This is a genomic window from Aneurinibacillus terranovensis DSM 18919 (assembly GCF_000430625.1).
Classification (GTDB): Bacteria; Bacillota; Bacilli; order Aneurinibacillales; family Aneurinibacillaceae; genus Aneurinibacillus_B; species Aneurinibacillus_B terranovensis.
Genome location: NZ_AUMJ01000046.1, coordinates 37919 through 50560, shown reverse-complemented (window position 1 = coordinate 50560; position 12642 = coordinate 37919). Strand labels below are relative to the sequence as shown.

18 protein-coding genes are annotated in these 12642 nt (G+C 44.7%); 4 read left to right on the top strand and 14 right to left on the bottom strand.

Annotation, left to right across the window (positions count from 1 at the left end):
• Positions 1 to 40: 40 nt before the first annotated feature.
• The 4 genes from H525_RS0108990 to H525_RS23410 all read right to left on the bottom strand — a co-directional run bounded on the left by H525_RS0108990 (position 41) and on the right by H525_RS23410 (position 2462).
• On the bottom strand, positions 41 to 340 hold the full coding sequence (locus tag H525_RS0108990) for an STAS domain-containing protein (RefSeq protein WP_027415934.1): 300 nt from the start codon (positions 338 to 340) through the stop codon (positions 41 to 43).
• Between the two features lie 15 nt (positions 341 to 355).
• The gene (locus H525_RS0108985; protein WP_027415933.1) at positions 356 to 754 is read right to left on the bottom strand and encodes an ATP-binding protein; all 399 of its coding nucleotides are present in this window, start codon (positions 752 to 754) and stop codon (positions 356 to 358) included.
• 73 nt (positions 755 to 827) lie between these two features.
• Positions 828 to 1055 carry a hypothetical protein gene (locus H525_RS23415; RefSeq protein ID WP_245590437.1) on the bottom strand — a complete coding sequence of 76 codons (228 nt, stop codon included), beginning with the start codon at positions 1053 to 1055 and terminating at the stop codon, positions 828 to 830.
• A gap of 27 nt (positions 1056 to 1082) precedes the next feature.
• Complete coding sequence (locus H525_RS23410) at positions 1083 to 2462, bottom strand: globin-coupled sensor protein (RefSeq protein WP_035100464.1); 1380 nt, start codon at positions 2460 to 2462, stop codon at positions 1083 to 1085.
• A 228-nt stretch (positions 2463 to 2690) separates the two neighbouring features.
• Between H525_RS23410 and H525_RS27195 the strand changes: the two genes are divergently transcribed.
• Positions 2691 to 2834 carry a hypothetical protein gene (locus H525_RS27195; protein WP_155837205.1) on the top strand — a complete coding sequence of 48 codons (144 nt, stop codon included), beginning with the start codon at positions 2691 to 2693 and terminating at the stop codon, positions 2832 to 2834.
• Here H525_RS27195 and H525_RS0108965 read toward each other — a convergent pair.
• The 8 genes from H525_RS0108965 to H525_RS0108930 form a co-directional block, all read right to left on the bottom strand.
• Positions 2800 to 3732, bottom strand: a complete 933-nt coding sequence (locus H525_RS0108965; protein ID WP_027415932.1) for an AEC family transporter — start codon at positions 3730 to 3732, stop codon at positions 2800 to 2802. The two genes, H525_RS27195 and H525_RS0108965, sit on opposite strands and share 35 nt — an antisense overlap.
• A 193-nt stretch (positions 3733 to 3925) precedes the next feature.
• A complete protein-coding gene (locus tag H525_RS23405) occupies positions 3926 to 4894 on the bottom strand; it encodes a superoxide dismutase (protein ID WP_081413314.1) in 969 nt (322 codons plus the stop codon).
• Positions 4895 to 4951: 57 nt separating this feature from the next.
• The gene (locus H525_RS0108955) at positions 4952 to 5656 is read right to left on the bottom strand and encodes an iron-containing redox enzyme family protein (protein ID WP_027415931.1); all 705 of its coding nucleotides are present in this window, start codon (positions 5654 to 5656) and stop codon (positions 4952 to 4954) included.
• Positions 5657 to 6106: 450 nt separating this feature from the next.
• On the bottom strand, positions 6107 to 6439 hold the full coding sequence (locus H525_RS0108950) for a YolD-like family protein (RefSeq protein ID WP_027415930.1): 333 nt from the start codon (positions 6437 to 6439) through the stop codon (positions 6107 to 6109).
• Entirely contained in the window at positions 6436 to 7677 is a 1242-nt protein-coding gene (locus H525_RS0108945) for a DNA polymerase IV (protein ID WP_155837204.1), read from the bottom strand. The genes H525_RS0108950 and H525_RS0108945 overlap by 4 nt, the downstream gene beginning before the upstream one ends.
• Positions 7674 to 8048 carry a YhjD family protein gene (locus H525_RS0108940; RefSeq protein ID WP_027415928.1) on the bottom strand — a complete coding sequence of 125 codons (375 nt, stop codon included), beginning with the start codon at positions 8046 to 8048 and terminating at the stop codon, positions 7674 to 7676. The genes H525_RS0108945 and H525_RS0108940 overlap by 4 nt, the downstream gene beginning before the upstream one ends.
• A gap of 245 nt (positions 8049 to 8293) precedes the next feature.
• Positions 8294 to 8641 carry a DUF1904 family protein gene (locus H525_RS0108935; protein WP_027415927.1) on the bottom strand — a complete coding sequence of 116 codons (348 nt, stop codon included), beginning with the start codon at positions 8639 to 8641 and terminating at the stop codon, positions 8294 to 8296.
• Between the two features lie 104 nt (positions 8642 to 8745).
• Entirely contained in the window at positions 8746 to 9069 is a 324-nt protein-coding gene (locus tag H525_RS0108930; protein WP_027415926.1) for a winged helix-turn-helix transcriptional regulator, read from the bottom strand.
• A 154-nt stretch (positions 9070 to 9223) separates the two neighbouring features.
• On the opposite strand from H525_RS0108930, the gene H525_RS0108925 reads away from it, so the two are divergent.
• The gene (locus tag H525_RS0108925) at positions 9224 to 9991 is read left to right on the top strand and encodes a DODA-type extradiol aromatic ring-opening family dioxygenase (RefSeq protein WP_027415925.1); all 768 of its coding nucleotides are present in this window, start codon (positions 9224 to 9226) and stop codon (positions 9989 to 9991) included.
• Positions 9992 to 10036: 45 nt separating this feature from the next.
• Positions 10037 to 10444, top strand: a complete 408-nt coding sequence (locus H525_RS0108920; protein ID WP_027415924.1) for a DoxX family protein — start codon at positions 10037 to 10039, stop codon at positions 10442 to 10444.
• A 97-nt stretch (positions 10445 to 10541) separates the two neighbouring features.
• Here the strand turns inward: H525_RS0108920 and H525_RS27190 are convergent, their stop codons facing one another.
• Both H525_RS27190 and tlp read right to left on the bottom strand, forming a co-directional pair.
• On the bottom strand, positions 10542 to 10694 hold the full coding sequence (locus H525_RS27190) for a hypothetical protein (RefSeq protein ID WP_155837203.1): 153 nt from the start codon (positions 10692 to 10694) through the stop codon (positions 10542 to 10544).
• A gap of 425 nt (positions 10695 to 11119) precedes the next feature.
• Positions 11120 to 11341: a small acid-soluble spore protein Tlp gene (gene tlp / locus H525_RS0108910; protein ID WP_027415923.1), complete on the bottom strand. Its 222-nt coding sequence runs from the start codon at positions 11339 to 11341 to the stop codon at positions 11120 to 11122.
• 318 nt (positions 11342 to 11659) lie between these two features.
• On the opposite strand from tlp, the gene H525_RS0108905 reads away from it, so the two are divergent.
• Positions 11660 to 12616 carry an ROK family glucokinase gene (locus H525_RS0108905; RefSeq protein WP_027415922.1) on the top strand — a complete coding sequence of 319 codons (957 nt, stop codon included), beginning with the start codon at positions 11660 to 11662 and terminating at the stop codon, positions 12614 to 12616.
• Positions 12617 to 12642: the final 26 nt, after the last annotated feature.

Genomic DNA, 12642 nt, shown 5'->3' with positions numbered 1-12642 from the left:
ATTCATCTCATGACGGAAGTCACGAGTGTTCTCGGCTAATTCATAAAATTTTAACCAGGCTATCTAATTTGCAAATTTGCAAAATGTTTTTTACCGGCAGAGAAGCGTTGTTTATCTCCACTTGATAGCGGGAGGTTAAGGGATGAATCCGGCTAATCAAAAAGCCCACTCCCGTGCTGTCCACGAACTTTACTTTTTGAAAATCAAGTGTTATCTTTTTAGTATGGGATGGAACGATCCAGTCTCGTATTTTTACCTCGATCTTCCTCACCGTTTCAAAGTTGATGTCCCCCTCGAAATGGAGATGTATTGTCTCCCCGTGTTCAATAAAAGTAACCATATTATATATCCTCCTTTACACCCGTTCAAATGTAACAGTTGCGATCTGGCCTGTAGAGTTAAACGAAAACGTCTTACTGACATGGCTTACAAGAAATAACCCTCTTCCTCTCGCGTGTTCATCTGATGGTAATTCGCACGCCATGCAGTTCTCCCAATCGAATCCGCCGCCCTCATGTTTAATCTGCAAAAAGATTTCTTTTTCTGTCCACCATACCGCAACGTTTACTGTATGATCCCCGGCCTTATTATGATTGATAATATTCAGGAGGAGCTCCCATATGGATAAATAGATATTATAATACAGCAGGCTTTCCGGCGACAGCGATAAATAATCGCTCACCTGGTTCATCATCACGTCAACATGTTTTTTCAATTCGTCATCTGCCAGTTGGGTGCATTCATAGTTCAGCATGCAGTTGTTCCAGCAATTGTTTGAGGTATGGATGGCGATATTCGCTCTGATGTTCCAAACGATAAAGCTGGCCTCATAAAGAATTGTAGGTGGTTCGAAGTTCGTGCGGTATTTTATCGTTAAAGTGATATTGCAAATGAAGCAGGCGCCACTTTATATAGTTTCTTACTTCAGCTGTATTCGGCAGTTCCCCCATGTCAATTCGAATAATCTGTTGATTGGCTTCATGTAGCAGGCTCTCCGACATTTCTTGCAGGGATGCAAACTCTTTGCTTTCATACAAGAATTTCTCTGTCTCCACAGTGTCTCCACCTCTGCGTTTCTCTAGTTATTTAAGATCGAATGTGTCATTCAATTGATTGCTTAAAATACTCAGTTCTTCCGCCATCTTTGCCACCTGCTCGGAGGCATCTGATATTTCTTTGAAGGTTTGCTGGAAATCATGGATATGCCGGCTTACGCGTTGAATTTTCTCGCTGTTTTCCCGAACGTGTACGGAAGAATCATCCATAATACTCATAATGGACTTGTTAATATCCCGGAATTTACTCGTTTGCAAGGCAATTTGTTTAAAGGAATTCTCGAATTCTATCACATTGGTCTGAACACGGGTGATTTGTTCCTGAATATGATCAAGCGCAGATTGGGTTTGGAGCGCCAGATTTCGCACTTCTTTGGCTACTACCGTGAAACCCCGGCCATGCTCACCTGCACGAGCTGCCTCAATGCTTGCATTAAGTGACAACACGTTTGTTTTGTTCGAAATTGCATGGATGACCTGGACGACTTCCCCAATTTTATTGGAACTCTCAATCAGTTCCTGCGATTTTGTCCTTGTTTCTTCTATCACTTCAACAATCCTGTCAATTTCTAACAAAGCTGCTTCAATTTCCTGCTTTCCTTCTTCTACCTGCTCTACCATCTGGGTCGATCCTTCCTGAATGACCCTTGTGCCTTCCAGCATCTCAACAACGTGTCTCTCTTTTTCATTGATAGAAGCGGTCGTTTCCTCAGCGGTAGCTACTAACATCTCTGACGATTCAGTTAAATGGTGCTGAATGCGTTCGATTTCGTTGAGCTTCATCATCGACGATGTGTAGGAATCGATATACGTAGATATCGCAATCTGCATATCAAACGAGCACAGGCGCTGGAAGGAGTAAAACGCTTCGAGTGCAGCAGACGGTTCTAATTCCCGTACCAGCATGCTGAGTACTTCATTTTGGATGTGTGTAAAGGCACCGATATACCATTCGGGGAAAAGATTGATCCGGTTGTGTACATTACCAATAATTTTTCGGCGAATGATGTAGTCTTTTCCAATGTTTCCGGAAACCATGTCAAGAAGATAACATTCTAATGTTTTCCGCAGATTGTCTACCGAGCTATGGTTGTTAACAATCTCTATCAATAAAGGAACATCGCTGACATGTTCGTAAAAAAATTTAACAATATCTCCCACATTCTTCTCAAATATGGGTCGTAGGCTTGCCAGCCGGGTCACATCCTCTTCTTTTAAGCCAAGAAACTGAACCTTGGAATTTTCCTGGCTGCTAAGAAGCTCCTGATACTTTTTGCCCGCATTATTATCGGAGGGCACAGCCGGCGAATCGGCTTCGGGAAAGGATGTATTTTTCTTTGCTCCCTTTAAAAAGCTGAATGACCCACGTTCGTTTCCCAACAAATCTTTAAATGGACAACAGCTCATAAGTACGCTCTCCTTCCTTTAAAAACTCTTCCTGATTTTCTATAAATAACTAACTATTTAAAGAACTCTGTGATGATTATATCACGGCCCTTAGTATAAAACTAATACTTTTATACTAAACTATTGCCGTTTCCTTCCTTTTGTTCCTGTGTAAAATCGTTGTTTGAAATTCCGTTTAAGCAGGGTAAGAGTAAGTGTGAACAAAAATTGTATGGAGGGATGTACCCGATGGAAAAGAAAATTGTTGGAGTTTTTTATACAGAAGATGAAGCGATTCGTGCGATTCAGTCATTAAAGGGCCAGGGGTACAAAAAAGGGAGACTTGATACATCGCACTCTACTTTAGGATATAAAAACCAACGGCTATCATAAACGGGATCGTCATCATGGATAATAAGGTAGAAAACACCGTTGCCATAGCTCCGTATTCTTCGTCTGCCGAATATCGTGCGAAGAGGATAGAGGCGAGCGAAATGGTGGGCATTGTGGACTGAACGATAACGACCTGTGTTATCTCTTTGTGCAATGGAACAATATGTACAAGCAGAGCAATAACGACCGGGAAAATAAGCAGTTTCATAATAAGCGGCATGCCAATCTGCCGGATGGAAGCGGATTTCTTCCTCAAGAGAGACGGTATTAACATTCCGATATAAATCATGGCCAGTGGGGAGGCCAGACTTGCCAGAGAATCGCTTAGCCGGATGAGGAAAAATGGGGGCGAAAGTTTAAGGACGGCAACAAGCAGCCCGGTTACAATCGCCATCATTGGAATGTTTATCAATTCTTTCAGCGAACGGAACGAGAATTTTTTCCGCTGCAGCATCATCACGCCTAATGTCCAAATGGTAAAATCGAGCCCTGAATCAAAAACCGCAGCCAAAACCCCGCCTTTCGCGCCAAACAACATGGCACACAGCGGAAGGCCGATAAATCCGGTATTTCCAAGTCCTGACAGAATAGCCATCTCCCGCACTTTTTCGTGTCCGGCACCGATGCTGCGGGCGGCCAGCCACCCCATGGCAATTCCAATGCAGTTAACGATGATGGAAATAACGAAGGTACCCAAAATGAGAAGAAGAAATTGCCCGTCCATTCTCGTATGAAATACCCCGCTTATAATAATGAACGGAAGTGCCACATTGACAATGAGGGTCATTAATAATTCCCGCCGCTCGGCTGTAAAAGGAACCCTGAGGGTCAGCAAACTTCCTATTCCAATCATAATCGTCATGATAGCAATTGAAGATAAAACTGTGGAAACTTCCATGCTGTTCTCCCTTACATCTGTCTCGGATTTTTCTATATTAACAATAGCATGAATTTTTCCTTAATGATATAAGAAAAACGCGCGTGGCGTACATCGATAGTGAAGGTGCAACCTTTGCTGTACGCGGGCAAATCAGAACTATCCTTTTTTGACAAGGAGCCCTTCATTTCAGTCGTCCGTTTACATGTACCGGTTAAAAAGCGGTCCATTGCAGTTTGCGTGCCGGAAGGAAGCGTTCGTTGACATCGCTCCAGTTGACAACATTCCACCAGGCATCGATATACTCGGGGCGCCGGTCATTATACTTTAAATAGTACGAATGCTCCCATACGTCAAGTACAAGCAGAGGGATTACATCCTGCTGCGAAAGATTCTGATGTTTTTCCGCCTGAAGAATCTCCATGCGATGAGAGCGGGGGCTCCAGACGAGCAGCGCCCAGCCGCCCCCCTCGACTTTCTCTGCAGCGGCAGAGAAGTGGGCCTTAAACGCATCGAAACTTCCGAACGTCCGGTCAATTTCCTGCGCAATCGCCCCGGTAGGACGGCCGCCGCCGTTCGGACTCATATTATGCCAGAAAATCGTATGCAGGTAATGGCCGGCTCCGTTAAAAGCGGCTTCCCGCTCCCAGTGTTTTATCAGTACAAAATCATTTTTTTGGCGGGCACGCTGCATTTCCTTTTCCGCCTTATTGAGCCCTTCGACATACGATTTATGGTGCTTGTCGTGGTGTAGCCGCATCGTTTTTTCATCAATATGAGGTTCGAGGGCGTTATAAGGATACGGCAGGGGAGGGAGGTTATGTCCGCCGATTGGAACCGGCTGTCCCGCAGGTGAACTGGACACGTCATCCTTTCGCTGTTCTTCCTCAACCCCGCTTACGAGCAGGAGATGTTCGGCAAGCGACAGCGCTCCGCTCTCTTCCAGTAAGCTGATAAGCGTTTTATATAAATGCTCTGAGCGTTCGAATAACGCATACACCTCGGCCGCATTATCCACTACTTCTGTGGTGCGTTCGATAAAGCTTTCGGCGGTTTTTTTAACGTGCGTGAATTCATGCAATAAATCGGCGAACCGCCCGGATGATGAGCCATTCTCTAATGTTTCAAGGTACTCAATATGGTTCTTGCTCCATGTGATGAGCTGTTCAAGGCTTTCTTTCACCAGTAATCCCTCCTCTTTTGATCCTTGATCATGGTATGCAAAAGAGGAAAGATAGGCTTAAAAATTTTTAAATATTTTGTTGTAAAAGCGTGCCTCTGAACGTGTAATGTAGGCGCCGGCGCGGTACATGCTCTCCAGGTCGTCCGCCGTAGTGAAGCGGGTCAAGACATTTTTGCAAAGTTCATAATGCCGCGGCTCATGCGTGTCGGCATGCACGGTCCAAAAGGTAACATTCAACGGCATTTCTTTGTTATAATTTTCATGTTTTAACCCCTGGCCGATCAGGCCCATGACTTTGCCGGCAAACATTTCGGAACCAAATCCGATAGCAGCCATGGCTTCAAGCGGGGTTGCGGTTCGTAAGAAAGAGATGAAGGAATCAACTGCTTCTCTCGCCGCCGGGGATACAGGGTAGTCGGGAATATATTTTTCATTCGTTGGCACATCGGGTGCGGCCGTAATCAGGAACGAGTGATACAGTCGGGAGTGGTAGGCTTGCGGTTTCCCGCGGCCGGCTTCATCCCAGAGATTGTCGGCAATCGAAATCCACCAATCATCCTCCGGTTCTACCGCGGCAATGGCGGCTCCCAGGACGCGTGGAAAATTGCGGCTGTAGTAGCTGTACTGCAAAGCAAATTCAGCCACCTGGTGCTTGCTCCATTCACCCGCAAGCAGCGTTTGCATAAATGGCGCTCCGATAATCTCTTCCTCGACAATATTCCAGATGGCAGCTTCCACGTGTTCATAGCTCTCAAATTTCATAGTAAATCCCTCTTTCTTGTATGTATAAGCTCCGTGCCTTGGAACGAAACTATTAAATCATTGCAGGATAGTTTGCGTCAAGATCACCTTTACATAAAATTATAGTAAAACACCCGTTCCAGTATGTCATCGAAACGGGTTTTGTTTGATTATTTAGATCTTTTAGTATGTTGTTCGTCACGATTGACTAGAGTTAAACGATATCCGCTCTTAATCAGGAGTTTCTTACCTAGACTCAAGATGTTTCATCCTTTCTATAAAAATGAGGATCCTCCCTGGCTGTCCACATATAAGGTATCACTATCACGGAGAATCGTCATTCTCTTTCCGTATAAGGTTAGTATTATTCTATCAATACAGTGTCATCAAACGCAAACTAAGCCGTGGAAGAGTCCAACTCAGTAAAGGAGAACTCTAATCGGATAGGTCTCAAAAAAGATCAACGTACATCTATTCCTCTATATTGATAATTTCATGAAACGAAATCAAGTTACGTCCCATTTCGTTAGATAACTTTATGGTTCCTTTTTGCTGGTCAATATTGTGAATTTTCCCTGAAATTTTCCTCTCTTCGAAGTCGTCGAATAATGTAACGGTGATTTTTTTTCCTGTTAACATGGAATGAGCAATGAGGTAAGATAAACGGTCAATCTCTTGTTCATCCAGCAGCGGGAGCTTTTTTTTCTGCAAATTTTGTTGATGTCTAATATAAGCTTCTTTGTGCTCGGGGAGCATCATACGGGAAGATTCAAACAAACCGTTCTCTTGCAATTTTTTACTCATTTATAGTGCCCTCCAATTTTTTGCGCTCGATCTCTTGCTTGCCCGGCTTCCGTCAAAGAAACCGCCCGCATAATAGCGGTATTACCAAATTTGTTTTTTATCGAATCCGTTGTATGTTCAAGCGCCATTTTCTTTTCCCGGTCACCGAATAAGGAAAGCTGGTACTGTGCATCGCTTACCAGATCCGTCAGGGCGATTCCGATCCTGCGGATAGGGTGACGGTCCCAATGGCGGCGAAACAACGTACGAGCCGTTTTATACACCTCATCTGTCACATTCGTAGGGTCGGCCATTTTCATTTGCCGTGAAAACCCCGTTGGGCGGTTAAAATCATATCCCTGACAGCTGACCGTTACCACCGAACCCATGCATCCTCTGGCCCGGCAGCGCTGGCAAACGAGCTCTGACAGCTCTAACAGGACAACCTCAATCTCTTCCAGAGTGGAATAATTCCTTGGCAGTGTCATGTGCTGGCCAAACCCTTTTTGCTGGTCGTGCGTCTCCGGAGTTACGGGTGAAGAGTCAATTCCGTTGGCGATCCGCCAGAGCACCTCTCCGTTGATTCCCCAATGGCTTCGCAACCTCGACAGAGAGGTCTGCGCCAGGTCACCGATGGTTTGAATGCCTATACGGTACAAGTGGCGGGCCATTCTGGAACCGACCATAAACATTTGTTCAACCGGCAATGGCCATAACACGGCGGGGAGTTCTTTCTTGGATAATTGAAAAATTCCGGTCTTATTTTTCTTGGCGAAATTATCGCACGCCATTTTGCTGATGACTTTGCAGTAACTGATGCCAATCCTCGTGTAGATACCGGTTTCATTCATGACTCTTTGCTGAATATGTTTGGCGATCGTTACAGGGTCTCCGAAAAGCCGCAGGCTGTTTGTCACGTCAAGATGCTGTTCATCAATGCTATAAGGCTCCACTAAATCGGTGTAGGACTGCAGGAGTTCTGTAATTTGTAAGGAGACCCTAATATATTCCTCCATGCGCGGCCGCACGACCACAAGGTCCGGGCATTTGCCAAGCGCTGTGCCCAACCTTTCTGCCGTTGTGACCCCGTATTTTTTTGCGAGGGGGCACGCGGCAAGGATAATCCCTGAATGCCGCGCAGGGTCCCCGGAAACGACCAGGGGCTTATGCCTGTATTCCGGGTGCGCGGCCTTTTCCACACTTGCGTAAAAAGATTGACAGTCCGCCAGCATAATGACTCGTTCTGATTGCTTCATCATAATCCTGCTCCATCGTTTGTAAAATATTTTTTTAAATAGAGGCTAAGCCTTTTCTCCACTTCTGCTTTTATTAAACCCCACAGCATAGAAAAATTGTGGTGATACCCCTGGCATATGTACCTTGCTTGTATGTGAATGTTCGTTCGATGCTGTTCATACACTTTTATTCCGTGTTCCCTTAACCCTTTGCGCAGCACCGCTAGGTCTGCGGCAACCATGTCCTGCACACGGCGTAAGGTTCTAACATAAATGGCACGCATTTTTATCGGAACCGATTCTATGGTTTTGATGTCTCTTTCCAGGACATCAAGCACGATGGGGAGAAGGATGTATTCTTTCACTAATTTGGATTCTTCTGCTTCACAGTCCATAAAATCACCACCATAAGGGAACGTTTGTTCTTATTACTATATATAGCATAAGGAACAAACATTCGTATTTCAAGAGGGAATTTTTGGCGATGAGAAGCAAAAGCCGGCTGGCCGGGACCAGTGGGTTGGGATTCCGGTATCGACAAAAAATAAAGGTAAGCTGCATATTAGTCGTATCTAATACGCGCTTACCTTAGTAAAAATTGGTTTGGTTAGCGTATCTGTCAGCATTTTTGATCCTGGGATCATGAAGTAACGGATTGTTTCAATGAGGGGATTTCTGTTAGCGGGCTGCCTTCTTTATAGTAAAGCGAATGGGTGAGCATGACAAAGAAAATATGAATATTTTTATATCCATGTTCGCTTAACAGGCTATAAAGTCTCGAAGCGAGGGCGTCATGTTTTTCCTTTTCCCTTTGAAACATGAAAATTTCCAGGCTGGGTGGCGTATCCGTGATTTGTTCGATACTTAGAAGCTCAATTTTTACGATTTCTTTTGGAATCGCAGCGATATGAGAGAATTCGTCGATAAGGGCAGGGGCGATTTCTTTGAGAAGTGCTTTTTCAACCCCTTTAAAGCGTAAAAATGGCATGTTTCTTTTCCTTTCTGTACAGCATGGAGGAGAGTTTTACGGTTTCTCCTAAATAAAGTATACAACTAGTTTGCCTATGAAGCAGCATGAAACCGCGTATTATATTATAACCCCTCTTCTATCTGTACCCACGTTTGTGACCACTTTTCAATTTCCCTGAGCATAGGTTCTAAAGCCAGGCCCTTTTTGGTTAGAGAATACTCGATCCGTACAGGAACTTCCGGATAGATTTGACGGTTGACAATCCCTTCCTGTTCCAAATCCTTAAGTCTTTCTGACAACAGCCTTCCACTAATCGGAAGGGCTGATTCGATGGCACAAAATCGCTGAGGGCCCGAAAGCAGCTGGTAAATAATCAATCCGGTCCAGCGTTTACTCAGTATTTGCATAGCTTTTTCAAATTTTGGACAAAGCAACGATTGGTTCAATTTCATCACCCCACTTATGTCCTATTATAGCACTAATTTATCTTTTATAATAAAAATACCTTTCATAAATTAATTACTTGACACCCGATATTTATGATAATATACTAACTTACGAAATGTAATTAACTAAATTACTGATAAGGAGGTACAGGGAATGGTTCCATCTTTATTTTTAGCGCACGGTTCTCCTATGCTTGCGATTGAAAATACCGAGTATACCGGTTTTCTGAAAAAATTTGCTCAACCAATAAAACCGAAAGCCATCGTGATTTTTACAGCGCATTGGGAAAGTGATATTCTTACCATTTCTTCCACAGAACATGTGTATGAAACGATTTATGATTTCTATGGATTCCCAGACGAATTGTATTCCATTAAGTATCAAGCGAAAGGCTCCAAACAAATCGCTTCGATGGTAGAAGAGCGGTTCAAAAAACACAGAATCGCGGCAAGACAGGATACGGCACGAGGTTTGGATCATGGCTCGTGGACGCTGTTGTATCGTATGTATCCGGAAGCGGATATCCCTGTGGTGCAAGTCTCGGTTAACCCTTATCTTGTGGCAGAAGAGCAGTTTAAAATAGGGCAAGCGCTGCAGGGGATGGGAAAGGAAGATATTTTAGTCATAGGCAGCGGGGTGACGGTTCATAATTTACGGGCTGTCAAATGGGGGGAAACCACTCCAGAACCATGGGCGGTCGAATTTGATGACTGGCTGATTGATAAGATACAGAACAGGGAGCTGCCTTCACTGTTCCATTACGAAAAGGAAGCACCTCATGCCCGACTGGCTGTTCCAAGGCCTGAACACTTTGTTCCCCTCCTGATTGCCATGGGAAGTGGTAATCAGGAGACAGAGGCGAAGGTTATTCACCGAAGTTATGATATGGGGTCATTAAGCTATCTTTGTTTGCAATTTTAATCATTTTATTAAACAAAATATATTTTCAAAGGGAGAGGTTAACAGATGACGAGAAGGTATGAAGCAGGGGCACTGATCCTTCGCCTTGTTCTGGGAATCACTTTTTTTATTCATGGTCTTATTAAATTTCACAGCGGCATCGGGAATATTGCCGGATGGTTTGAAAGTATGGGGCTTCCGGGATTCGCCGCTTATGTTGTTGCGATTATTGAAGTGGTCGGCGGTATTGCCATGGTTCTTGGGATAGGGACACCTATTGTTTCCATTTTATTCGCCTTGGTTTTAGTTGGGGCGATCGTGATGGTTAAAGGCGCCGCCGGGTTTACGGGTAATGGAAAAATGGGTGGATATGAATTCGAATTGGCTTTGTTAGCCATGTCGATTTACCTTGCCATCAACGGAAGCCGATTATACGCGCTTGATTCATTTTTCCGTAAAACTGTAAATGAGTAAACACATTGCGGGGAACCCTCCGTTCTGAAGAGAAGGACGGAGGGGTTTCCCGCTTCCTTGTGTGAGCTGATGTCCGGTATGTCGATTCTATGCGAAATTAAAAATCTGATTCCTGCTCGTTGAGCAAAAGGAGTTCGTCCCGCTTTCTAACGAGGCAGAAGGTCAGCACAGAGAAGGTACCTAGTCCAAACATCGGAATGGACATCCCGACTATAAACCGCATCAGATCATAGGCTATTTCTGAAGGCACATCATTCCCTCCAATCCGTCTGTACATAATGTGCCACGGATTAGGGGGAAGGATTCATCTGCCAGTGCTTCCCTGGAGTTTGGGGGCGCTTTTAGGCCCGACTGTCTGCATCTTGAACTGCCCGGATGTTTCGGGCCGGTCCCCAAACGGAAGGGAAGCATGGTCAGTTAAGGCTTACTTGCAACACCCCGTTAATAAAAATGCGGCGCACCAGTGCAAGCTGCTATTTTTTTCACAGTTTTCCATACATTTCTAAAATTAGATTTTATAGGATAGAGTTTATAAAAGGAAAATTCAAATTGCAATCAAAATTTTTTGCTTCGGAAACGGCTTTTTGATGATTCCATATCGTGTGGATCCATAAAAAAATGAGCCGCTGCGCGACTCATTTATGGATAAATAAAACGTGGTGTATTCTGCTGGTGTTACTGCTGACGCATGTCGTTGGCTTCGTCACGGATTTCCTCCCGCATCGAGTCGATACTTTCTGCGCGGCGTTCGTTTTTAGCTTCAATCTGCTCCCGCTGGTTTGCGGACAGATTACCGTTCGCCGCCGTTTCCTCCGCCGCTTCCATGTTCTCAATTGTATTGTGGATCATGTTTTGCAGTTTCTCTACGTTGTCACGACGGTCATCAGGTTTTGCCATAAAGAATTGCCCTCCTTCTATAGAATGGATGAATGAACTGGGCCAAAAACCCTTAAAATAGTGTTCACAATTTGGAATGAAATTATCTGTTTATCTGTTTTTTTTACGAAGGCTCTATGGTAACATGGGTAAAGAGAAGACATGAGTAGTTATAGTTATAAGTTTTAGTTTATTTGGGACATAAAACACACAGCAGGGACTTTAATCGTCCCGTTACCATGTCTGTGGTAAAGCTAATATTGAAATGGGAAAGAAAATATAGGATACATTATATACATAAGGCTATATTAAAAACGTATCCGTAGAGGAGGCCAAACGGTGTATCTTTGCTATGATTTGGGCGGAACCAACATAAAAGCGGGCCTTATCGATAAATCGGGGCATATCCATAACAAGAAGAACATTCCCACTCAAGTAGAAGGGAATCTCGAAGGCGTCCTGCAGCAATTTAAAGATATTGCGGATCGCATGCTTGAAGAAAACAGCATCAGCAAAGAACATATTCTTGGCGCAGGTCTTGGTGTGCCCGGGTTTGTTGATATGGAGAAAGGCGTCGTTACTACTGCTGTTAATCTTGGCTGGCACGATGTTCCGATTACGAAGAGGCTGGCCGAATATCTCCCCTATCCGGCATTCGTGATTAACGATGCGAATGCCGCCGCTCTCGGTGAGATGTGGAAAGGGGCGGGGCAAAATTACAGGGATTTGATGTGTATCACACTTGGCACCGGCATTGGCGGTGGAGTCATTATTAACGGAACGGTTCATAACGGGACAAACGGGTATGCGGGGGAAGTCGGCCATATCCGCGTCAAGGATCATGGCAGACGGTGCAACTGCGGCAAAACCGGCTGTTTGGAAACGGAGGCGTCCGCTTCTGCTCTCGCGTTCTACGGCGAAAAAGCGGTAAGAGACGGCGTGGCAACCATGTTGGCAGATAAAATGAAGGACGCCGGCACCATTACAAGCAAAGACGTGGTTGAAGCGGCGGCGTTTGGCGATGCCGCGGCGCAGGAGATCGTCAACCAGGCAGCCTATTATCTGGGCTTTGCGCTGGCCAATATGTATATGGTAATTGCACCCGGACGAATTGTCATCGGCGGGGGGCTTGCTGCGGCAGGTGATATCTTGTTCAAACCGGTCATTAAGTGGTTTAATGAGTTCTCGCTTACAGAGATAAAAGGAGAAGAGATTATTTATCCGGCTCAATTAGGCAATGATGCCGGCATGATCGGGCTTGCGAGGTTGGTTGATTTAAATTTGAAAACACTTTAATAAATAGGTTAATCATGGGGAAAGGG

What these genes read in the sequence shown, in the direction of transcription:
- H525_RS0108990 (WP_027415934.1), bottom strand. Translation starts at nt 340, where the DNA reads ATGGTTACTTTTATTGAACACGGGGAGACAATACATCTCCATTTCGAG.
- H525_RS0108985 (WP_027415933.1), bottom strand. Translation starts at nt 754, where the DNA reads ATGCTGAACTATGAATGCACCCAACTGGCAGATGACGAATTGAAAAAA.
- H525_RS23410 (WP_035100464.1), bottom strand. Translation starts at nt 2,462, where the DNA reads ATGAGCTGTTGTCCATTTAAAGATTTGTTGGGAAACGAACGTGGGTCA.
- H525_RS27195 (WP_155837205.1), top strand. Translation starts at nt 2,691, where the DNA reads ATGGAAAAGAAAATTGTTGGAGTTTTTTATACAGAAGATGAAGCGATT.
- H525_RS0108965 (WP_027415932.1), bottom strand. Translation starts at nt 3,732, where the DNA reads ATGGAAGTTTCCACAGTTTTATCTTCAATTGCTATCATGACGATTATG.
- H525_RS0108955 (WP_027415931.1), bottom strand. Translation starts at nt 5,656, where the DNA reads ATGAAATTTGAGAGCTATGAACACGTGGAAGCTGCCATCTGGAATATT.
- H525_RS0108950 (WP_027415930.1), bottom strand. Translation starts at nt 6,439, where the DNA reads ATGAGTAAAAAATTGCAAGAGAACGGTTTGTTTGAATCTTCCCGTATG.
- H525_RS0108945 (WP_155837204.1), bottom strand. Translation starts at nt 7,677, where the DNA reads ATGATGAAGCAATCAGAACGAGTCATTATGCTGGCGGACTGTCAATCT.
- H525_RS0108940 (WP_027415928.1), bottom strand. Translation starts at nt 8,048, where the DNA reads ATGGACTGTGAAGCAGAAGAATCCAAATTAGTGAAAGAATACATCCTT.
- H525_RS0108935 (WP_027415927.1), bottom strand. Translation starts at nt 8,641, where the DNA reads ATGCCATTTTTACGCTTTAAAGGGGTTGAAAAAGCACTTCTCAAAGAA.
- H525_RS0108925 (WP_027415925.1), top strand. Translation starts at nt 9,224, where the DNA reads ATGGTTCCATCTTTATTTTTAGCGCACGGTTCTCCTATGCTTGCGATT.
- H525_RS0108920 (WP_027415924.1), top strand. Translation starts at nt 10,037, where the DNA reads ATGACGAGAAGGTATGAAGCAGGGGCACTGATCCTTCGCCTTGTTCTG.
- tlp (WP_027415923.1), bottom strand. Translation starts at nt 11,341, where the DNA reads ATGGCAAAACCTGATGACCGTCGTGACAACGTAGAGAAACTGCAAAAC.